The sequence below is a fragment of the Pseudomonas sp. LB3P25 genome (assembly GCF_054897985.1).
In genome coordinates this window covers 4,746,268-4,766,983 of the sequence record NZ_CM142711.1, presented here as the reverse complement: position 1 = coordinate 4,766,983, position 20,716 = coordinate 4,746,268, and the positions used below count along the sequence as shown (strand labels likewise).

General features: G+C 60.4%; 20 protein-coding genes. 15 read left to right on the top strand and 5 right to left on the bottom strand.

From position 1 onward, the window contains the following. Nucleotides 1-7 precede the first annotated feature (7 nt). The 15 genes from ACYZTW_RS21760 to ACYZTW_RS21690 all read left to right on the top strand — a co-directional run bounded on the left by ACYZTW_RS21760 (nucleotide 8) and on the right by ACYZTW_RS21690 (nucleotide 13,518). Nucleotides 8-664 carry an SCO family protein gene (locus ACYZTW_RS21760; RefSeq protein ID WP_462001752.1) on the top strand — a complete coding sequence of 219 codons (657 nt, stop codon included), beginning with the start codon at nucleotides 8-10 and terminating at the stop codon, nucleotides 662-664. Beyond that, nucleotides 661-1,254: an SCO family protein gene (locus tag ACYZTW_RS21755; protein ID WP_462001751.1), complete on the top strand. Its 594-nt coding sequence runs from the start codon at nucleotides 661-663 to the stop codon at nucleotides 1,252-1,254. Before ACYZTW_RS21760 ends, ACYZTW_RS21755 begins: the two co-directional genes overlap by 4 nt. 9 nt (nucleotides 1,255-1,263) lie before the next feature. Then, nucleotides 1,264-2,814 carry a cytochrome c/ABC transporter substrate-binding protein gene (locus ACYZTW_RS21750; RefSeq protein WP_462001750.1) on the top strand — a complete coding sequence of 517 codons (1,551 nt, stop codon included), beginning with the start codon at nucleotides 1,264-1,266 and terminating at the stop codon, nucleotides 2,812-2,814. Between the two features lie 15 nt (nucleotides 2,815-2,829). Further along, the gene (locus ACYZTW_RS21745) at nucleotides 2,830-3,783 is read left to right on the top strand and encodes a peptidylprolyl isomerase (RefSeq protein WP_462001749.1); all 954 of its coding nucleotides are present in this window, start codon (nucleotides 2,830-2,832) and stop codon (nucleotides 3,781-3,783) included. Between the two features lie 223 nt (nucleotides 3,784-4,006). Beyond that, the gene (locus ACYZTW_RS21740) at nucleotides 4,007-4,540 is read left to right on the top strand and encodes a response regulator (RefSeq protein WP_462001748.1); all 534 of its coding nucleotides are present in this window, start codon (nucleotides 4,007-4,009) and stop codon (nucleotides 4,538-4,540) included. A gap of 84 nt (nucleotides 4,541-4,624) precedes the next feature. After that, nucleotides 4,625-6,331, top strand: a complete 1,707-nt coding sequence (locus ACYZTW_RS21735; protein ID WP_462001747.1) for a GspE/PulE family protein — start codon at nucleotides 4,625-4,627, stop codon at nucleotides 6,329-6,331. After that, the gene (locus ACYZTW_RS21730) at nucleotides 6,312-7,115 is read left to right on the top strand and encodes a hypothetical protein (RefSeq protein WP_462001746.1); all 804 of its coding nucleotides are present in this window, start codon (nucleotides 6,312-6,314) and stop codon (nucleotides 7,113-7,115) included. Before ACYZTW_RS21735 ends, ACYZTW_RS21730 begins: the two co-directional genes overlap by 20 nt. 1 nt (nucleotide 7,116) lies before the next feature. Next, nucleotides 7,117-7,662: a pilus assembly protein gene (locus ACYZTW_RS21725; RefSeq protein ID WP_462001745.1), complete on the top strand. Its 546-nt coding sequence runs from the start codon at nucleotides 7,117-7,119 to the stop codon at nucleotides 7,660-7,662. Further along, nucleotides 7,649-8,197: a GspMb/PilO family protein gene (locus ACYZTW_RS21720; RefSeq protein WP_462001744.1), complete on the top strand. Its 549-nt coding sequence runs from the start codon at nucleotides 7,649-7,651 to the stop codon at nucleotides 8,195-8,197. Before ACYZTW_RS21725 ends, ACYZTW_RS21720 begins: the two co-directional genes overlap by 14 nt. Further along, on the top strand, nucleotides 8,197-8,718 hold the full coding sequence (locus ACYZTW_RS21715; RefSeq protein ID WP_462005816.1) for a hypothetical protein: 522 nt from the start codon (nucleotides 8,197-8,199) through the stop codon (nucleotides 8,716-8,718). Before ACYZTW_RS21720 ends, ACYZTW_RS21715 begins: the two co-directional genes overlap by 1 nt. Continuing rightward, nucleotides 8,715-10,544, top strand: coding sequence for a secretin N-terminal domain-containing protein (locus ACYZTW_RS21710; protein WP_462001743.1), 1,830 nt, complete (start codon nucleotides 8,715-8,717; stop codon nucleotides 10,542-10,544). Before ACYZTW_RS21715 ends, ACYZTW_RS21710 begins: the two co-directional genes overlap by 4 nt. Nucleotides 10,545-10,546: 2 nt before the next feature. Further along, a complete protein-coding gene (locus tag ACYZTW_RS21705) occupies nucleotides 10,547-11,020 on the top strand; it encodes a type II secretion system protein (protein ID WP_462001742.1) in 474 nt (157 codons plus the stop codon). Nucleotides 11,021-11,024: 4 nt separating this feature from the next. Beyond that, nucleotides 11,025-11,399, top strand: coding sequence for a type II secretion system protein (locus ACYZTW_RS21700; protein WP_056746582.1), 375 nt, complete (start codon nucleotides 11,025-11,027; stop codon nucleotides 11,397-11,399). Continuing rightward, nucleotides 11,374-11,910 carry a type II secretion system protein gene (locus ACYZTW_RS21695; protein WP_462001741.1) on the top strand — a complete coding sequence of 179 codons (537 nt, stop codon included), beginning with the start codon at nucleotides 11,374-11,376 and terminating at the stop codon, nucleotides 11,908-11,910. Before ACYZTW_RS21700 ends, ACYZTW_RS21695 begins: the two co-directional genes overlap by 26 nt. Before the next feature lie 303 nt (nucleotides 11,911-12,213). Then, nucleotides 12,214-13,518: an IS4 family transposase gene (locus ACYZTW_RS21690; protein WP_462005703.1), complete on the top strand. Its 1,305-nt coding sequence runs from the start codon at nucleotides 12,214-12,216 to the stop codon at nucleotides 13,516-13,518. Nucleotides 13,519-14,237: 719 nt separating this feature from the next. Here ACYZTW_RS21690 and ACYZTW_RS21685 read toward each other — a convergent pair. The 5 genes from ACYZTW_RS21685 to ACYZTW_RS21665 all read right to left on the bottom strand — a co-directional run bounded on the left by ACYZTW_RS21685 (nucleotide 14,238) and on the right by ACYZTW_RS21665 (nucleotide 20,591). Continuing rightward, entirely contained in the window at nucleotides 14,238-14,627 is a 390-nt protein-coding gene (locus tag ACYZTW_RS21685) for a hypothetical protein (RefSeq protein WP_462001740.1), read from the bottom strand. 153 nt (nucleotides 14,628-14,780) lie between these two features. Beyond that, nucleotides 14,781-15,164 carry a hypothetical protein gene (locus ACYZTW_RS21680; protein WP_129443244.1) on the bottom strand — a complete coding sequence of 128 codons (384 nt, stop codon included), beginning with the start codon at nucleotides 15,162-15,164 and terminating at the stop codon, nucleotides 14,781-14,783. Further along, nucleotides 15,164-16,489: a hypothetical protein gene (locus ACYZTW_RS21675; protein ID WP_462001739.1), complete on the bottom strand. Its 1,326-nt coding sequence runs from the start codon at nucleotides 16,487-16,489 to the stop codon at nucleotides 15,164-15,166. Before ACYZTW_RS21675 ends, ACYZTW_RS21680 begins: the two co-directional genes overlap by 1 nt. A 470-nt stretch (nucleotides 16,490-16,959) precedes the next feature. Beyond that, nucleotides 16,960-19,209 (bottom strand): Ig-like domain-containing protein, encoded by a 2,250-nt coding sequence (locus tag ACYZTW_RS21670; protein WP_462001738.1) that lies wholly within the window; start codon nucleotides 19,207-19,209, stop codon nucleotides 16,960-16,962. Nucleotides 19,210-19,244: 35 nt separating this feature from the next. Beyond that, complete coding sequence (locus ACYZTW_RS21665; RefSeq protein WP_462001737.1) at nucleotides 19,245-20,591, bottom strand: hypothetical protein; 1,347 nt, start codon at nucleotides 20,589-20,591, stop codon at nucleotides 19,245-19,247. Nucleotides 20,592-20,716: the final 125 nt, after the last annotated feature.

Sequence of the window (20,716 nt, the reverse complement as noted above, 5' to 3'; positions counted from 1 at the left end):
ATTCAACATGAACCGATTCGCACACCGTGGACTGCTGACGTTCGGCCTGTTGGCCGCCGGCATCGGCCAGGCCCTGGCCCACTCGGCGGATGAACACGCCGGTCACGAAATGCCGGCCAAAAGCGCCCGTTCGGAAAGCGCCCAGGTCAAATTCGCCGACGTGGCGCTGGTGGACCAGAACGGCAAAGCGGTGCGCCTGGAAAAAGACCTGGTGACCAACAAGATTGTGGTCATGAGCTTCATCTACACCCGTTGCACCACGGTTTGCCCGGTGGTGTCGTCGATCATGGGCAAGGTGCAAAAACAGCTGGGTGCCCGGGTCGGCGGCGAGGTGCAACTGGTGTCGATCAGCATCGACCCGCAGCGCGATGACGCCAAACGCCTGAACGACTACGCCCGCCACTTCCAGAACGGCCCGGGCTGGAGCTGGCTGACCGGCAGCTCGCAGTCGATCAACGAAACCCTCAAGGGACTGGGCACCTTCAGCGGGGACTTCAAAAACCATCAGCCACTGATTCTGGTGGGTGACGGCAACAGCCGCCACTGGACCCGCTATTACGGCTTCACCGACCCGACGGTGCTGGCCCGTGAAGTGGAGAAACTCAGCGGGCAGCGCAACGTCCACGCCAAGCACACGGCCATCGCGATGGAGCAGCAGCCATGAGAGCCCGAGACTGGATCACCCTGATGGTGTGTTTTTGCATGTTCAGTTCGCTGGCGTTGGCCCACGAAGGGCACGAAGAGCCGGCATCCGCAGTGGCTGTCGCACAACCGGGCAGGGTGACGGGCACTGGCACGCGCGATGCGAAAACCTGGTTCACCGACACGCCGTTGCAGGACCAGAACGGCGTGGTGCTGTTGAACGTGATTTTCACCCGCTGCAACGATGCTTGTCCGCTGATCACCCGCAAGCTCAAGGACGTGCGTGAGTTGCTGGGCGACAAGGCGGACGGCATCACTTTTATCTCCCTTACCAGTGATCCGCTGCGGGACACCCCGGCGGTACTCAAGGCTTACACCTTGAAGCAGGGCGTCGATGAGCCCCACTGGCTTTTTCTTACCGGCGACAAGGCACAAATGGACCTGGTCCTGGGCCGCATCGGCCAGATCGTGCCGACCCCCGAGCAGCATTCAACACAACTGATCGTGGGTGACGTGGCCAACAAACGCTGGAGCAAAATCCGTCCCGATGCCCCGGCCGCCGCCATTGCCCAGCGCTTGCAGTTGCTGACAATGCCCGTGGCCGGTCGTTGAGCCTGCGCCATGAAAACCTCACTCATCCTCGGCCTGCTACTGCTCGGCGGCATTCCTTTCGCCGCCAACGCGTTGCCGCTGAACCCCAGCGAAAGCGCCGGTAAACGGCTGTATCGCGAGGGTGTTTCCGGCAGTGGTGAGCCGATCATGGCGCGGGTCGGGGCGGCGAGTATTCTGTTGCCGGCCACCAGCCTGCCGTGCGCCAACTGCCACGGCGCCGATGGCTTGGGGCGGCCCGAAGGCGGGGTGCGACCGCCGGATCTCAGCTGGTCGCGGCTCACCAGCAACTACGGTCAGCAGCAAATCAATGGCCGTGCGCACCCGGCGTATACCGAAAGCACGTTGGCGTGGGCCATCCAGGAAGGGCGTGACCCGGGCAACAATCGGCTCGACCCGGCGATGCCGCGCTTTGTCCTGTCGATGAATGATCAGCGCAACCTCACGGCCTACCTCAAACGCCTGGCCGAGGACCGTGACCCCGGCCTGACCCCCGACAGTCTGCACCTGGGCACGTTGTTGCCAAGCCAGGGGCCGTTGAGCGAGGAGGGCGCCACGGTGGCGGCGGTGCTCCAGGGCAGCGTGGCGCGAATCAACGAAGCGGGCGGGATTCATGGCCGGCAGTTGCGCCTGACCATCGTCGATCCGGGCCCGGACCGTGCCAGTGCCGAGCAGGCGCTGGATCAATTGATCGAGCAGGAACAGGTGTTCGCCCTGATCGCGCCACTGGTACCGGCACTGGACTCGGACCTGGCTGCGCGCCTGGAACGGGCCGGCATTCCGCTGATCGGACCGCTGTCGTTGCTCGGCACAGCGCAGGTCAGTCGGCAGATTTTTGAACCGCTGCCGGGTTTGCGCGAGCAACTGATCGCCCTGGCCAATTACGCCACCGACAATTTGCGGGTGCTCCAGGGACCGACGCTGATCACCTACCCGGACGAGCCCGGTCAACGGCTGGCGGCGCTGAGCCTCGGCCAGTACTTGCAAGATCACGCCTGGCAACAGGTCAGTCTGAAAGCCTACGACTCGGCGCAGGACGAACTGCCACTGGGTTCGCGGTCGGTGTTTTACCTGGGCAGCGGCGGCGGCTTCAGTCGTCTCGCCGAGCGCTTGCAGACGGCGGGGCAGGTGCCTTATCTGTTCGCTGCGTCGAACCAGGTGGCGGGTGAACTGTTGCAGGTGCCCAGTGGTTTTTCCCGGCGGGTGTTTCTGGCTTATCCGTTCGTGCCCAGTGACTGGACGCTGGCCGGACGCCTGGCCCTGACCCAGCTGCGCGAACGCCAGGGGCTCGGCGGCCAGCATGCGGTGCTGCAAGTCGGCGCGTTCAGTTCGATGCTGCTGCTCAGCGAAGGCATGAAGCAGGCCGGGCGCGACGCCAGCCGCGAGAAACTCATCAATGCGCTGGAAGGCCTGCATGACTTCGATACCGGGCTGACCCCGTTGATCAGCTTCGGTCCGGGCCGCCGCCTGGGCTTGAGCGGCGCGCATATCGTCACCGTGGACTTGCCCAACCAGCGCTTTTATCTGGTCGCGCCCTACAAACCCATTGCCGCTACACCCTGACTGGAGGTCTCGATCATGCCGCTCAAGACTCTGTTGCTCCTGCTCACGCTGTGGGTTCCCGTGGCGTTCTGCAGCAATGGCCCGGCCGCCGCGCGGGTCAATGGCGAGGAAATTTCCGAGTACCGCCTGGAGCGCTATTTCGCCGAATACCTGGAGGATCAGGGCCGGGCGGTGGGCAGCATCCGCAACCCCAAGGCCTACAAGCAATTGCGTCAGGCGGCACTGACAGCCTTGATTGACAAAGAATTGCTGTGGCAGGAAGCCGTCAAGCGCGGGGTGGTGATCAGTGACGCGGTGGTGCAAAGTCAGGTCGATCAGACTAGGCAAGCCATGGGCGGTGCCGACGTCTTCACCCGACGCCTGGAAGACGCCGGTTTCGACGAAGTCGGTTACACCGAGTACACCCGCCGTGAGCTCGCGGCCCAGCAAGTGTTTGCCGACCTTACGCAGGTCGCCGGGCCTGACGAAAAACAAGTCCGTGCGTTCTATGAAGAGCATCGCGCCGAGATGAGCCGGCCGGAACAAATCCAGGCACGGCACATCCTGATCAAAGTGCCTCAAGGCGCGGATGCCGCCGCAGTTGAAGCAGCCCGGCTACGCTTAGAGGAGATGCGTGTGAAAATCAGTCAGGGTGAGGACTTTGCCAGCGTAGCCCGGGCCGGTTCCGAAGATGCTTCCGCCAGCGACGGCGGTGATCTGGGCTATTTTCCTCGTGGACGGATGATGCCTGAATTCGAAGCAGCGGCCTTTGCCTTGGCACCGGGGACTGTCAGTACACCGGTGCGTACAGCGTTGGGCTGGCATTTGATTGACCTACAGAACCACTTGGAGGCGACCGATGTCTCAGAGGTGCAAGGGCTTGAAATGGTCCGGGCTTACCTTGCCCGACAGCAACAGGCTCAGGCTCGTCTACAGGTTCTGGCGCAGCTGCGATCGAGCAATCGAATTGAACGGATTGACGATGATTGAAGGTTCCCCCCCAATAATGGGGAAAAGCTTCAAGACACCTCCGAGCGCTTCCCCGCCTTTGGGGGACAGGGTTCCTGGACGAAATGGTTTTTTTCATGAAAATCAAATACATACAATGGTTAAAAAACCGGCGCTCAGCCTGGCATGAAGTGTGCGTTAGCCTCAGTGAAGGCGCGTACTCCCAGAGCTGGAACATCGGACCTGCGGTTTCAAGGAGTCGACCTTGTTAAACAAAGTACTGGTTGTCGAAGACGAACAGCTCCTTGCCGAAAACCTCAAGGATTACCTTCAGGCGCAAGCGCTGGACGTCCGGATAGCTCACGACGGTGCCAGGGCAATCGGCGAAGCCGAAAGTTTTTCACCCGATGTGATGGTGTTCGATTACCGCTTGCCCGACATGGAAGGCTTTGAGGTGCTCGATGCTGTCCGCCAGAACAGGAAGTGTCATTTTGTGCTGATTACCGGGCACCCAACCGCTGAAGTCTGTGAGCGGGCCCGGCAACTGGGAGTCAGCCATATCCTGTTCAAACCGTTTCCATTGGCGGAATTGGCCCGAGCAGTCTGCGACCTTCTGGGGATGGAGCGCGAACCCAAAGCAGGCATGAGCCATTGCGAAGGTTTTGTCGAACGACGCCAGAGCAGGACCGAGAGTTTCCCGCTGCAGTTGTACGACGGCAGTTGGGTGCTGGCAGATCGTCGACGAAGTACATCGACCTCCAAGGCACCAGACGACGAACAATTGCTCACCGGGGAGTAGTGGCGCGACAAGACGTTCCGGCATCCGCCGCAATGGCCTGCCGCGTCGACAGGGCTCAAAGCCCCCGGCGTTGGAGAGCATGCCATGGACCGTCTATCCCTTGCCGTCGAACCGGCGCTGTTGGACTGTGTACCGTCTCGCTTTTCCAGTGAGCAACTGGCCCAGGCACGCTCCCTGGCCGCCAGTTCCGGCGAACGGGTACTGGAAGCCCTCGGGGGGTTGTGCGAACTGGCCCCCATGCCCTTCATCCAGTGCCTCGGCGCGACCCTGCATTATCCGGTGCTCGACACCGACAGCCTGTTCACAGCCACCCCGGTGTTCGACCGGGTCACCCTGGCCCAATGCCTCAAACGTGAATTCATCCTGCTGCGTCACGACGATGCGGTCATTGGCGTGTTTGCCGACCCTTTCGACACGACTCGCCTGGCCTGGATCGATGACTGCCTGCACGGCGCGCCGCTGTACCTGGTGCATGCCGACGACCTGAAAGCCTACCTGGCACGCCACGAAGAGAGCTTCCACGCCGTGGAATCGCTCAATGCCCAGGCCGACGCCAATGTCGAAATCGATACCCTGCAAAGCCTGTCCCTGACCAGCATCAGCGAAGACGCCAGCGTCGTCGTCAAACTGGTCAACTCGACCCTCTACGACGCGCTGAAAATGCACGCCAGCGATATCCATCTGGGCACCACCGGCAGCGGTCTGGTGATCAAGTACCGGATCGATGGCGTGCTGAACAACATCAGCAAAATCCAGGGCAGCGAGTTCGCCGAGCAGGTGATTTCCCGGGTCAAAGTCATGGCCGAACTGGACATTGGCGAAAAACGCGTGCCCCAGGATGGACGCTTCAAGATCGGCATCAGCGGCCGGCAGATCGACTTTCGGGTGTCGATCATGCCGAGCATTTTCGGCGAAGACGCGGTGCTGCGGGTCCTCGACAAACAGGACCTGGCCGACAAGGTCTGCGGCGTGCAGTTGCAAGCCCTGGGCTTCGAAGAAGAAACCCTGCGCCATCTGCGTCGGCTGGCAGCCGAACCTTACGGCATGGTGCTGGTGACCGGCCCCACCGGTAGCGGCAAAACCACCACGCTGTACGCGATGATCACCGAGATCAACCACGGCGTGGAAAAGATCATCACCATTGAAGACCCGGTGGAGTACCAACTGCCGGGTGTGCTGCAAATCCCGGTCAACGAAAAGAAAGGCCTGACCTTCGCCCGTGGTTTGCGCTCGATCCTGCGCCATGACCCGGACAAGATCATGGTCGGTGAAATCCGCGACCCCGACACCGCGCAGATCGCCGTGCAATCGGCGCTCACCGGGCACCTGGTGTTCACCACCATTCACGCCAACAACGTGTTCGACGTGATCGGCCGTTTCACCCAGATGGAAATCGACCCTTACAGCCTCGTTTCGGCACTCAATGCCGTGCTGGCCCAGCGCTTGATCCGACTGGTGTGCACCAGTTGCAGCGCGCCGGCTTACCCGAGCGATGAAGAATTGCGCCTCTCGGGCCTCGACCCGCAACAGGTCGATCACTACCACTTCGTCCACGGCAAGGGCTGCGGCCACTGCCGGGGCACCGGTTACCGCGGGCGTACGGCGATTGCCGAGCTGCTGCACCTGGACGACGAGCTGCGGCAGATGATCGTCGAGCGCCAACCCATTTCGAAAATCAAAGCCCTGGCTTGCAGCCGTGGCTTGCGCCTGTTGCGCGAGTCGGCACTGGAGCTGGTTGCAGAGGGGCGGACCACGCTCGAGGAGATCAATCGTGTCACTTTTATCGCGTGATCGTTTTGTCGCCGTGCTCGGCGCCAGTGGTGTCGGTCTGGGCCAGCGTCGTGGCAGTGAAACCCTGTGGCTAGGCAGCGTCGGCTTTATCGACGAAGGCTTTCATGCCTGGGCCGTGGCGCTGGAAACCCTCGACCGTCTGCTGGGCGAACACACCCGTCCCGGTGCCGAATTGAGTGTGGTGATCTCCGGGCACTTCAGCCGCTTCTGTCTCGTGCCCTGGAGCGAACAAATCAGCAGCCCTGCCGAATTGCTCGGGTTTGCCCAACTGTGTTTCGAAGACCTTTACGGCGTACCGACTCAACGCTGGAACATGGTGCTGTCGGCTGAACCGGCGGGCTACGACCGGGTCGCCACCGCGCTGCCGCAAGACTTGCTGATGCATCTGCGTACGCTGGTCACTGCGCGTGGCCTGCGCCTGCGGTCGGTGCAGCCGTACCTGATGGCGGCGTTCAATCACTTCGATAAAAGCTTCGACGCCGGCGACTTCCTGTTCGTGGTCGCCGAGCCGGTGCGCAGTGTGTTGTTGCTGGCGCGGGAAGGGCGCTGGGCATCGGTGCGTTCGGTGGGCAGCAGCGACAGCGACGCCGCGCTGACGGCATTGATCGGACGTGAAAACCAATTGCAGGTGTCCACCAGCGAGCAGCCGCTGAACGTTTACCTGCACGCGCCGGCACGCATTGATTCGCATCCTGACGTACCCGGTGTGCACTTGCGCACCCTCGAAGAAGAACGGACATCCGTACGCGATGGCTTGTATGTCATGTCCCGGGCGGTGGCCTGACATGCGCGCCCTGATGCTCGACTTCCAGCCGCGCCGCCGCTCGGGCCCATTGGGCTGGAGCCTGCTGGCCGGTGGCTTGGTGCTGACGCTGACCTGTGTGCTGGTTCAGCAGCACCTCAGCGAACAAGCCGCGCAACAACAAGGCCACTTGCAAACCACTCAGCGCGTACTCACCGGCGACACGGGCGGCAAAGTCAGCCTGACCCCGGCCGAAACCCGCGAACAGGCGCACAACCTGGCCGAGATGCGCAAGGTGTCCCAGCAATTGCGCCGGCCATGGGAGCGTCTGTTCGCCATGCTCGAAGCCATGCCCCGGGACGACATTGCCTTGCTGACCCTGACCCCGGATGCCCGCAAAGGCCAGGTGCGGATCAGCGCCGAGGCGCGGAACCTGGAAGCCATGCTCGATTTCCACCGCAGCCTCGAAGCCAGCGACGAGCTGTCCGATGTCTCGCTGCTCAGCCATGAAATCGTCGCCAACGTGCCGGAACACCCGGTGCAATTCAACCTGTCGGCTAGCTGGGAGATTGGCGATGCAAATCCCTAGATTGATCGTCCACGAATACCTGCAAGGCTTGGGCATTCCCGGTGTGGCAGGGCTGGCGATGTTGATGCTGGCGTTGGTATATGGCCTGGTGGGCCTGATGCCGGACTGGCAGTCGCTGCAAACACTCAGCCAGCAGACGCGCGAAGCCGGCGAATACCTGGCCAAAGTCGAAGACGGCAGTATCGCCGCGCCGGTGGTGCCGCAACGTCAGCTCGACGACTTCCGCAGCAAGTTGCCGTCCCAGCCGCAGGCCACCGTGGCCATCGACAAGATTTACGCGCTGGCGGCTCAGGAGCACATCACCCTGGCGCGCGGTGAATATTCCCTGGGCATCGACCCCAAGACGCACCTGGCCCGTTATCAGATTCTGCTGCCGGTGCGCGGCAGCTACCCGCAACTGCGGCGCTTCCTGCATGCCTTGCTCGGCCAGTTGCCGGCGGTGGTGGTGGAGGACGTGGAGTTCCAGCGTAAAAAAATCGCCGACACCGACCTGACCGGGCGGATCCGCATGACCCTTTACCTGTCGAGGTCATGATGAATACCAAACGCGCAGTGGGTTGGGTGGCGTTCTTCGGCGTGGCGGCGGCGCTGACCTGGGGGCCTGAATACTTCACGTCGTCGTCCGAGGAGGGCGATGCTTCGGTGGCCGCCGTGGCCGCCCCGGCTAAAAGCAACATCCGCGGTGCACTGCCTGCCGCGTCCGCCGGTAAAACTCCGGCAGTGGTCAAGGACCTGAGCCCGACTGGCGACCTGTTCGCCGCCCGCAGCTGGACGTCTGCGCAGCAGCTCGCCACCGTCACCGAACAATCCGCCAACCTGACCCCGGTCGTGCAAGTCCCCACTGCACCACCGATGCCTTTCCAGTTCATTGGCAAGCTGAATGACCGTTCCGACCTGCAAGTGTTTTTGCAGAGCGGCGAAAAAATATACGTCGTGCGCAAAGGGGATGTGATCGACGACACCTGGCGGATCGAGGGGATTTCCGACGAGGAACTCAGCTTTGTCTACCTGCCTCTGCATTTGTCTCAGACTTTGTCTGTGGGGAGCACGCAATGAACAGATCCCGTTTGCTGATGAACCTTTGCCTTTGTGCAGGACTGGCCGCGTGCAGTTCGGCGCAGGTTGCCAAGAAAGAGTCGACCGACCTGATGGAGTCGGGACAGTACGAAGCCGGCCTGGCCCGCATCGAGGAAGGGCTGAAGGAAAACCCTCGCAACACCGAGCTGCACCTGGCCCTGAACAGCGGCCGTGCCCGTGCAGTGACGGCGCTGTTGACCCAGGGCGACATGGATCGCGCCCAGCGTGATTTCGCTTCTGCCCGCCAGGCTTTCGGCCGGGTGTTGACCATCGAACCGAACAACCGTCGTGCCCAGGACTCGCTGCGCCAGCTCGATCACATGCGCAGTCTCGATGAAAAACTAGAATTGGCGCGTGGCGACCTGCGTCGCGGTGACATCTACGGCGCCGACCGCCAGGTGAAACAAATCCTCGAACTGGACCCGAAGAATGAAGGGGCGCTGGAGCTGCAAAGCAACGTCCGCCTGGTGCAAAGCCGCAACGTGGTTCCATATCCACAACTGCGGACCCGTCTCGATCGGCCGGTGACCCTGGAGTTTCGCGATGCCAACCTGAAAACCATCTTCGAAGTGCTGTCGCAGGTCGCCGGTTTGAATTTCATCTTCGACAAGGACCTGCGCCCGGACATGAAAGCCACCATCTTCGTGCGTGACCTACGCATCGAAGACGCCGTGGAACTGCTGCTGCAACAGAACCAGCTGCACCAGAAAGTGGTGAACGAAAACACCCTGCTGATCTACCCGGACTCGCCGCAGAAGCTCAAGGATTACCAGGAGCTGGTGATGCGCACCTTCTACCTGACCAGCATCGATGCCAACACCGCGCTGAACATGATCAAAACCATGCTCAAGACCCGCGACGTGTTCGTCGATGAGCGCCTCAATACCCTGACCATGCGCGACTCTGAAGACGCTGTCCGCATGGCTGAAAAACTCCTGCAATCGCAGGACCAGTCCAACCCTGAAGTGGTGCTGGAAGTGGAGGTGATGGAAGTCGCTACCCAGCGGATTCTCGACCTTGGCCTGCAATGGCCGAACACCTTCGGCGTGGTCAACAGCGATGGCTCGGCCGTGACCCTGCTCGACCAACTCAAAGGCATCAACTCCAGCCGGATCTCCATCTCGCCGTCGCCGCAGGCCAAGATCAACGCCCAGGACAACGACATCAACACCCTGGCCAGCCCGGTGATTCGCGTCAGCAACCGCGAACAGGCGCGCATCCACATTGGTCAGCGCGTGCCGATCATCAGCGCCACCTCGGTGCCTTCGACGCAAGGGCCGGTGATCACCGAAAGCGTCACCTACCTCGATGTCGGTCTTAAACTTGAAGTACAGCCGACCGTGCACCTGAACAACGAAGTGGCGATCAAAATCGCCCTGGAAGTGAGTAACGCCACGCCACTGGAGCCGACCCGCCAGGGCACGATTCCGGTTCAGGTCGACACCCGCAACGCCCAGACCACGTTGCGCCTGCATGACGGCGAAACCCAGATCCTCGCCGGCCTGATGCGCGACGACCATGGCGCCACCGGTAACAAAATCCCCGGCCTTGGCGACATTCCAGGTCTTGGCCGCTTGTTTGGCAGCAACAAGGACACGGTCGGCAAGTCGGAGCTGGTGCTGTCGATCACGCCGCGGATCGTGCGCAACCTGCCGTACCAGAGCCCGTCGGACATGGAATTCACCACCGGCACTGAAACCAGCATGCACATCCAGGCACCGGACCGTGGGATGGACTCAACGAGCCCCACAGAGACCCTCGGTGCTCCGGTTGCGTCCACCCGCGTTGTCGTCGAGAAGCCTTGATCATGAACGCCTCGCAACGCGGTTTTACCCTGATCGAAGTCGTGGTGACGCTGGCCTTGATCGGCCTGCTGGCCGGTATGGCTGCGCCGCTGACCGAGACCGTGGTGCGCCGGGGCAAGGAGCAGGAACTGCGCACGGCGCTGTATCAGATTCGCGATGCCATCGACGCCTACAAACGTGCGTTCGACGCCGGCTACATCGAGAAATCCCTGGACAGCAGCGGTTACCCGCCGAACCTGCAAGTGCTGGTGGACGGTGTGCGCGATGTACGCAGCGCCAAGGGTGCCAAGTTCTTCTTTTTACGGCGCGTGCCCCATGACCCGCTGGCGCCGGTCAAGCGTAACGACGAAGGCGGCTGGGGCGTGCGCTCCTACGACAGTACGGCTCAAAACCCGCGCGAAGGCGAAGACGTCTTTGACGTTTACTCCAAGGCTCGCGGCAAGGGTCTCAACGGCATCGCCTACCGGGAGTGGTGAGATTATGCGTCGGGAAAAGGGGTTTACCCTGCTGGAACTGATGGTGGTTATGGCAATCATCGCCACCCTGATGACCATCGCCTTGCCACGCTATTTCAACAGCCTCGAGGTCTCGAAAGAGACCACGCTGCGCCAGAGCCTGTCGGCGATGCGCGAAGCACTGGATCACTACTACGGCGACACCGGGCGTTATCCCGACTCCATCGAACAGCTGGTCGAGCAGCGTTACCTGCGCAACCCGCCGATGGACCCGATTGCCGAACGCAAAGACCTCTGGGTGCTGGTAGCGCCACCTGACGGCGTCCCGGGCGGGGTCGCCGATATCAAAAGCGGGGCCACAGGGAGGGCGCGTGATGGCAGCCTTTATTCCGAGTGGTAAGCCCTCGAACGAGGCGGGTTTCACTTACCTGGGCGTGCTGTTTCTGATTGTGTTGATGGGCCTGGGCCTGGCCAGTGCTGGCCAGTTGTGGTCCACCGCGTCGCGCCGTGATCGTGAACGCCAGTTGCTGTGGGTCGGTACTCAATACGCCCAGGCCTTGCGCAGTTATTACCGCAGTTCGCCTGGCCTGGCCCAGTACCCGAAAGATCTGGCGGATCTGTTGCAGGACGAGCGTTTTCCATCGCCCAAACACCACCTGCGTCAGCTGTACCCGGACCCGATTGGTGGTGGCGAATGGACGTTGATGCGCGGGCTCGACGGACGCATCACCGGCCTCAACAGCCCCTCCACGGACACGCCGCTCAAGCAGGCGGATTTCCCCACTCAATGGTCGGACTTCACCGGCATGGCGAGCTACAAGGACTGGCAGTTCGTGGCCGAAAAGGCCTCCCTCGATGGCGCGTCCGCGCCCAAAGGCCAATCCCAAACGCCTCAGACGTTGGGGCGCTGATGTCACACTGGCTACTGGCCCTGATGCTGGTGCTGATGATGACCTTCGGCCCGACCTGGCTTTTTCAGATGTCCCCAGATCAACTGTAGGAGCTGAGCTTGCTCGCGAAGGCGGCCTGACAGCCGACCATTTTCTTTCAGGTGTACATATCCATTCCTGCGGTAACGGCCGCTAATGGTTTCGCTCTTACAGCCATCCCTTTCAAGGTCTTTGATAAAATCCCCCAAAAATACCGGTCAGGACGACGAGACGATGTGGGCAGAGGTTTTAGCGCGGTTCGAGAAAAAAGCACCGGCCAGTGTCATGGCCAAATTGGTGTTGGAGCAGGCCATTGCGCCTGAGTGGGTCGATCAGGTGTTTGAAGAGCATCGTCAACGGCAGTACCCGCGTGAGCTTTTGTTTTCGACTATCGTTGAGCTGATGTCCTTGGTTTCACTGGGTTTGCGGCCTTCGCTGCATGCCGCAGCGCGGCAGATGAATGATCTTCCCGTCAGCTTGGCGGCGCTCTATGACAAGGTCAGTCGCACAGAGCCTGCGCTGCTGCGTGCCTTGGTAATCGGCAGCGCACAGCGCCTGGCTCCGACGATTGAAGAGCTGGGTTGTTCTGCCATTTTGCCTGGCTGGCAACTGCGAGTCGTTGACGGTAACCACCTGCCTTCCAGCGAAAAACGTTTGGGCGCTTTGCGCCGTGAACGAGGCGCCGCTCGGCCTGGTTTTTCGGTCGTGGTTTACGACCCTGATCTCGACCAGGTCGTCGACCTTCAGCCCTGCGAAGATGCTTACGCCAGCGAGCGCGTCAGCGTGCTGCCGTTGCTGGAAAAAGCCAGTGCTGGCCAACTGTGGATGGCTGATCGACTGTATTGCACGCTCCCGGTCATGGAGGCCTGCGAAGATGCCGGGGCTTCATTCATTATTCGTGAGCCAAGTAAGCATCCGCGCCTGTTTCAGGAAAGCGACTGGCAGGAGTCTGTCGCGGTCGCGACGGGAAACGTGCGCGAGCAAACCATCGAAGTGAAAAGCGGACGCCAGTGGCGGCGTGTCGAACTTCGCCTGCAAAAACCCACCGAATCAGGCGACGCCACGCTGTTGTTCTGGAGCAACTTGCCCGACACCATCAGCGCTGAACAAATCGCCGACTTGTACCGTCGTCGCTGGAGTATCGAAGGGATGTTCCAGCGCCTGGAATCGGTGCTGGAAAGTGAAATCGAAACCTTGGGCAACCCTAAGGCAGCCCTGCTGGGGTTTGCGTCGGCTGTGTTGGCTTACAACATTTTGTCGGTGCTTAAGCGCAGCGTTGAACAGGCTCATCGCCAGACCCAACCTGAAGATTGGGAAGCATCGATTTTCCACCTGACGATACAGGTACGCAGTGGTTATGAGGGCATGCAGATTGCCTTGCCGCCAGAGCACTTATCCATCCCAATCCGCGCAGGAGGGCTGGCTCAGCACTTACTGGCGCTGGCCAGAAAAGTCCCGCCAAAAACCGTCGCTAAAAGCAAACGAGGTCCGAAGGTGCCTAAATCCAAGGAGTGGCTTGAAGGCAAGGCAGTGCATGCCCACGTGTCGACGGATAGGGTGCTCAAGGCCGCCAAAGTCAAAAGACCTTGAAAGGGATGGCTCTTACAGCGAGTCCCTTTTTCAAACGCCAAAAAGGAACCAAAAGGCTTCGCCCCAGCGTCCGGCCCCTCGCTTAGGCTCGGCGTTCCTTCGTTCCGGTATTCATCTGGGGGCATCGCCTCCGGTTGGCTTCGCTTCAACCTCCTCTCGATGTGTTCGACTGCGTCGAACGGCGCTGCGCGCCTACCCCCAGATGAACACCTCCACTCAGCCTCCCGAAGGGGCGGGCAGGTCAAGATCAAGAGCTGCAGGCGAGCTAACGCTCGGCCTGTTGAGTGGTGAGAAGCGGACGGTGTACCCCGTCCCAATGTGGGAGCGAGCCTGCTCGCGAAGGCGGCCTGATAGCCGACCTATTTTTTTCAGGTGTACCCCGATCAACTGTAGGAGCCGAGCTTGCTCGCGAAGGCGGCCTGATAGCCGATCTATTTCTTTCAGGTGTACCCGATCAATTGTAGGAGCCGAGCTTGCTCGCGAAGGCGGCCTGACAGCCGACCTATTTCTTTCAGGTGTACCCGATCAACTGTAGGAGCCGAGCTTGCTCGCGAAGGCGGCCTGACAGCCGACCTATTTCTTTCAGGTGTACCCCGATCAAATGTAGGAGCTGAGCTTGCTTGCGATGGCGGCCTGATAGCCGACCTATTTCTTTCAGGTGTACATATCCATTCCTGCGGCAACGGCCACTTGGGTTTTCGTCCTTGCGGCTAGTCCTTTCAAGGACTTTGCGTTTTAGCGGCCTTTAGTATCTGGATGCAAAAATCTAGATCTGCGTCTAAGCGGTTGCGTGTTAGCCCAGTAGTCCAGTGACCTTCCCCAGCCCCCAAAGCGACCAAACCGAAGAATGAACAGGCAGTAAATCTCTGCGAGATTTCGATCCATCGTCGATGATGGCCAGGAAACGTCTTAACGGCTTTTATCACCTGCACATCATTGCCAAAAACAAAATCGCTATCTGGCGCCAGCATCAAAGAAATGTGAGTCAAGCGGCAGAGTCGATCGAGCACCCCGTCACCCAACACCCGGCGGTTGCGGCCGATGAAGTATGAACTCTCAAGATAGGATTCGGGCGCGCCTCCAACAATAAGAACTGAAGTGTTTTTCAATGTGATCGAGCTTGAAAAAGGCGGCGTACAAAAGAATCCCTTGGCTGATAAAAATTAATAAAACATACCCATACCTAAGATAAGAAAAATGTCTTTGGCTTCATTCATGAATGTAGGGACTCGTATGGGGTCGTCGAATTAGCTGCTGGTTCTTCATTTGAGTAGGCCGGTGTATTTCCCATATAGCCAAAGAACCACCACCGCCCCTGTAACGAAATAGGCAATATGAAATGGATACGCTGCCCAGCGCTTAAGCCTTTTAGGCAACCGTTTCACTTCTTCAACTGATAAGGGTTCCTGGCGCTGAATTTTTTTTGACGAGATTAAAGCGCTGATTGCGGCCAGACGAAAAATTCTTCCATGATGCCCCGTGCCCCACGTGAGGCGGTTGACGCATATGGAATCCAGTTGCTTGAAATGCTTTTCCAGTGCCTCGAGTTTTGTGTGAGCAGCGTAAAAAATGATAGCTACGTCGAAAAGGCTCAGCAGGATAAGCGCTCCCCAGACCCAGGCGAGTGTTGTTCTAGTGAGTTCCATTATTCAGAATGCTCATAGAGTTCTTGCCCAATAAGTTCGCCGCCGTCGGTCATCAGCGTTCCGGTTCCCGTGGCGCCTACCGCGCCGGCAACGAGTACACAAACGAGTTTTCCGAGTCCTTTTACTTTTGCACACACAGCGGTGCCTATTTTCGAGCCTGCTGCACCCCCGGCGACAGCTCCGGCTGTACCGCCCACCATTTTTGCGCCCTCAACAAATTTCATTTGCTTGCATTCATCCTCGCGACCAGTAGTGCAGACCTCATGAATTTTTAAACTGGATGCGCCTAACTGCAGACCAATCCCGACATAACCACCGGCTTTCATATATTTTGCCGCTCGTGAGACACCCTCAATGTTCGTTGCGTACCCAGGCAACTGTGTTGGTGCCCCAGCCTTGTCCCAGCGATGAATCGTTCTGCGAGTTGATAACCCCAAGGCTCGCTTGAGTTTCGGGTGATCCGCAATGCCGGTGCCTTTGCGTACGAGTGACCCAAGGCTGGCATCAAGCTTCGCCATAAGTCGTTTACGCTTGGAAAAAAACTCTGGCGAATGCAGATTGCGGTACTGGCGATATTGTTGCTGATGCAGCTCCTCCAGTTCTTTGAGGGCATTTTTCAAACCCTCCAGATGCTGCCCAATCATGAACGACGCCACACCCAACGATCCCGCCGAGACCTCCAGAAACGGCTCAATCACTTCATGGTGCTCAATCATGAACGAAGCCTCTTCATCACTCAGATCCTTGAGCGCGTCATTGACCTTCTGCGCAGCGATCATCATCTGCGCCTCTTCACGCCGGCACATGTAATGCCGTGAGTCGCTGAAAATCACCATTTGCCCCGGTTTCACGTGTTCACCCAGATGACGATTGAGCGAACGAAATTCGCGACGTAATGCATCACTTGGCGAACTCTCGTACAGCGAGCGTTCCAGCGACTCAAGGCTCATGGGCTTTTCAACAATGTGAAACCCCGTTTCCGCAGGCTTGGGCTGGGTGAAGGCGTGATCTTCGACCAGATGTTGCGCCGGGGGTGGTTCGGGTTGGGTCTTGAATCCATTCCATGAGCCGCCACTGTTATCCAGATTGACGCGAGGCGTGACCATCACCCAATCGCCGTTGCTCACGGCCTGAATCAGTTTTTGCTGGTGGGTGGCCTGCATGTAGTTGGAGTGGTTGGCCCCTACGGCATTTAGCAGGTCGTCGAAGCCTTGTAAGTCGTATGGGTAGTTCAGGGCCTGACGAAGAGCATCGGCAGCTTGATGGCTGTCGAGTACTTGGCCGCTCTGGCCGGCGAGTTGGTGCTGGGGGATGAGTTTTGTCACGCGTTGTGCCCGGTCCTTGGAAACGGGGCACTTTGGCGATGGGGCTCAATGGTGGATGCCGGGGGATTCGGTTTGGCTTGTAGGGGAAGTCCGAATTTTTCGCGGTGTTTGGGGGAGGGTGGTTTTTCAGCGGGTTATTGGCTGGATTGAAGGACCAATCGCGGGCAAGCCACGCTCCCACAGTTGATCCGCGTCGTGCACAAAACACGCGAGACGGCCTGACAGCCCAGCAGTTGTTCCCGGACGTACTCAATCCCTGTGTGCGAGCCTGCTCGCGATAGCGGTGGGTCCGCCACCATCAATGTTGAATGACACACCGCGATCGCGAGCAGGCTCGCTCCCACATTGATCTTCATGGGACACAGATTTTGTGAACGACGAAAATCCACTGTGGGAGCGAGCCAGCTCCGGGCGGCGTCCTTTGGGAAGAGGCCGGCCCCACCCACCGAATCGGCGGGTGGGGCGAGGGCTCAGTTCGAGATCACCGAGACCGTGCGCACGGTGCCTTGGGACGAGGTGATGGTGGCTGTCGGGTTCGCCGATGGAATCACCGTCGTGGTGTTGTTCACCGTCAGCTTCCAGCGACCGTTCGCCGGTACCGAGGTGGTGCCCAGGGTTGCCAGCCCGGTCGGGGTGGAGACTCTGATGGTGATGGTGTTGCCGGTGACCACCGATGAGGTGCCTGCAAAGCTCCAGGTGAAGCGGTTGTTGGAGCGAGCCGACACCGTCGCCGTGGTCACCGTGAAGGTTTCCGCAACAGGCCTTGGTGAGACTTGCACCGTGACCGTGGCCGGTGTCGACAGGGCGCCGAAGCTGTCCCGGGCGATGTAGGTGAAGGTTGTAGTGAAGGCCGTCGTGACCGTAGCCGGTGGGGTGTAGGTGATCACTGTGCCGTTGCTGCTGACGGTGCCACGGCCGGCCGCAGGTTGGGTCAGGCTGGCGACAGCCAAAGGCACGTTGCCTTCCGGATCAGTGTCATTGGCCAATACGTTGATCGGTATCGCCACGCCCAGGGTCGCGACGGCGTCGGCGACTGCCACCGGTGGCCGGTTAGGCGCCACGGTGATGGTCACGGTCGCTGGGGTAGCCGAATCCAGGCCTTTGATGTCTTGAGCCTTGTAGGTGAAGGTCGTGGTTAACGGCACAGCGACCACGGCGGGCGGGGTGTAGACCACCGCTGTCGTTCCGCTCAATGCCACGGTGCCCTGGCCTGCGGCCGGTTGGGTCAGCGCGCTAATGCTCAGTGGCGTGTTGCCGTCCGGGTCTCTGTCGTTGGCCAGCAGGTTGAGGGTGATCGGCACGCCGAAGCTGGTGCTGCCGGTGTCGGCCACGGACAGTGGCGCCTGGTTCTCGCCGGCATCCGGTGCAGCGCCCACCACGACGACAGGCTCGGTGTCACTACCACCAGCGGCGGATTTGACCGTGACAGTTGCGGGTGGCTGGGGCAGATCGGCGACGGTGATTTTTTGCAGGGTGCCGGTTTTCGACAGACGTCCATAACCCTGCGCGACCATGTCTGGCACCGCCACTTCATCAGTGGACGTGGCCTCGATCAGCAGGCTGTGATTGCTCCAGGTGTAGCGAGCGGTCTGGATTTTCACCAGGTCGGTGAGCTTGCTCGAGACCGCCGTAGGGCGGGTGGTGCCGGCCGGGTTGGTGGCGGTGAGCACCACGACCGGAGGCACGGGGCCGCTGAGCAGACGCTGGCCGAAGTACAACCCGGTGCCGTCACCCACCATGTTGGTCAGGCAGGGTGAAGGCGGTGGGCCTGGCACAAGGGCGACGGTTTCGCGGAAGCACAATTTAGAGCTGTTGTCCGCTTTGCCAAAGACTTCGACCCGGGTGCTGGTACCAGTGCCCGAGACGATGCGACGGTAGGTTGCACGGCTAAGGTCGACATGGGTTTGCGCACGATTGTCGAGCACTTTGCCAGCCAGCGTGAACAGGTTGCTTTGGATCGTCCCGGCCGGGCCCTGGATGCGCACAAAGTTGGTGTTGTTGGGGCTGCCGGTGATTTGTTCGGTGAGATTCGGGTCGCCGACGAAGGTTTCGATTGCGCCGGTGTCCGGGTTCACTTCGGTGTAGGGGCCGTTGACGCTGCGCAGGAATGGCCCGATAGCACCGCTCAATGCCCCGTTGAAAACTCCCGGCGCACCGACGCCGATGTCTCTGGTGATGTTGATTGCGCGACGACCGGGGGTGGTGACTTTGACCGTTTCCACGCCATAAGGGTGAGTGATGGTGTAGGTCCCGGCGACGGGCACGTTTATCCGCATACGAATCCGCGCAAAGCTGATTTGATCGCCATCGAGCGGATTTCCGCCGGCAAAAGCTGCTTCTACCCCGGCCACGTAGGCGTCCATTCCATAGCCAGCGGCATTGTTGGGAATGTTGGTCTCGGCGAGGAACCAGAAGGCTTCATCTGGCCAGTTATCCGGGAACACCATCGGCAGGGTGTCGTCGAAAATGCCCGGTGTCGGCAGCAGGGTACACATGTAGGCCGGTGGTGTGGCAGCCGGCACCCGCGAGCTGGCGGCCCGGGACTGGCACAGTTCCATCGACAGCAGATTTTTGTCCTGATACCAGATCGGGAATTTCCCAGAGGCAAAGGTATAAGGACCGGGGTCGACTGCAGCGAGTTGCGCGAAAGCACTGCCGGACAGCGACAGCGACAGCGTCAGTCCCAGGGCGTTGAGCGCCAGGCGTGGCCAATTGTTCATGATGCCTCCTGATGAGGATCTGGGCATGTGAGCGTTCATTGCACGATGACCACTTCTTCGGTGTCGCTGCCGCCATTGGATGACGTCACTCGAACCTTGGCCGGTGGTATCGGCGAGATGCCGGTGGCCAGGGATTTCACGGCTCCATCGCCACTGAGGGCGCCGATGGCGACACCTGTGCCAGAGGTGGCCGTGAGCACCGGTGGCGAAGTTTCGTCGCTGGTCGAGGCCACGACCGTTATTTGCCCGGTGCTGAGGCTGTACTCGGCACGTGAAATCACCACCAGGTCAGTCAGGGGCATGGGTAAGGTGGTCGGCGTGCTGCTAGCAATGGCCAGGTGGTTGTCGGCGGTCACTTGCAAAGTGCTCGGCAAGCTCGGGTTGGTCGAAGACTGCGCATACCAGTTGCCGGTGGTGTTGGCCTCGGTAAGGTTCAACACCGGGTTGTTGCTGTCCAGAGTCACTTTGGCCGGTGGCGGCGGGGCCAGGACGAACACGTCTTGCTGGGCCACTGGAGCGCTGGCGCCGGGTTTACGCGAGTAGGTGCTGCGCTGGGTGATCATTGGCGTCGGCCGGGCGACTGTCGCCAACTTGCCGGAGATGGCCATCACCGTCGTGCGCAAATCCAGCCCGTTGGGTCCTTCAATGCGGATGTAATTGGTATTGAAAGGGCTGCCGGTGAAGGCCTCCTCCAGGTTCGGGTCGCCGACGAATTGCTCGGCTGAACCGGTGACCGGATTGGTCTCGGTGTAGGGGCCATTGACGCTGCGCAGGAACGGTCCAATGTCACCTTTGAGCGCGCCGTCGTAAGTCTTCGACGCACCGATACCGATGTCCCGGGTCATGTTGATCGCCCGACGCCCGGGGGTATCGACGTTGAAGACATCGACGCCGTAGGGGTGGGTAATGACGTAGGTGCCCGCGGTCGGTACATCGATACGCATGCGGATGCGGGCGAAGCTGATCTGGTCACCTTCGACGGGTTCGCCACCGCTGAAGGCGGCTTCAACGGCGCTGACATAGGTCAGGTCGATACCTCGGGCGGCGTCGACGATGGTGCCGTCGCCGGTGAACCAGAACGCCTCATCAGGGAAGTTGCTCGGGAAGACGAGCGGTTGCGTGTCGTCGAAGATCCCGGGGGTCGGCAGCAAGTTGCACATGTACGTCGGTGCGCCCGGCGCGCTGGGCACGCGCGAGCTGACGGCCTTGGACAGGCAAAGATCGAGGGTTCGACCGTGAGTGTCCTGATACCAGGCGGCGAACGAACCATTGGCTGGCAGGTAGGGGCCGGGGTCGACGGCAAAAAGCGCCGCCTGGGCGACGCCTTGGGCCAGTGCGCTAACGATCAGGGCGGCCGCGGTTTTGGACAGTAAAGGGTGCATGAGTTAAGCCCTCTATATCGGAATGCCTGCCCCATGGAGGCGGGTCAGTTGAGAGGGGGGTCGGCAACTTCCATACCAACCGGCGAAAACGGCCTGTAGAGGCCCGAGTCACGGGCGTGTCACTC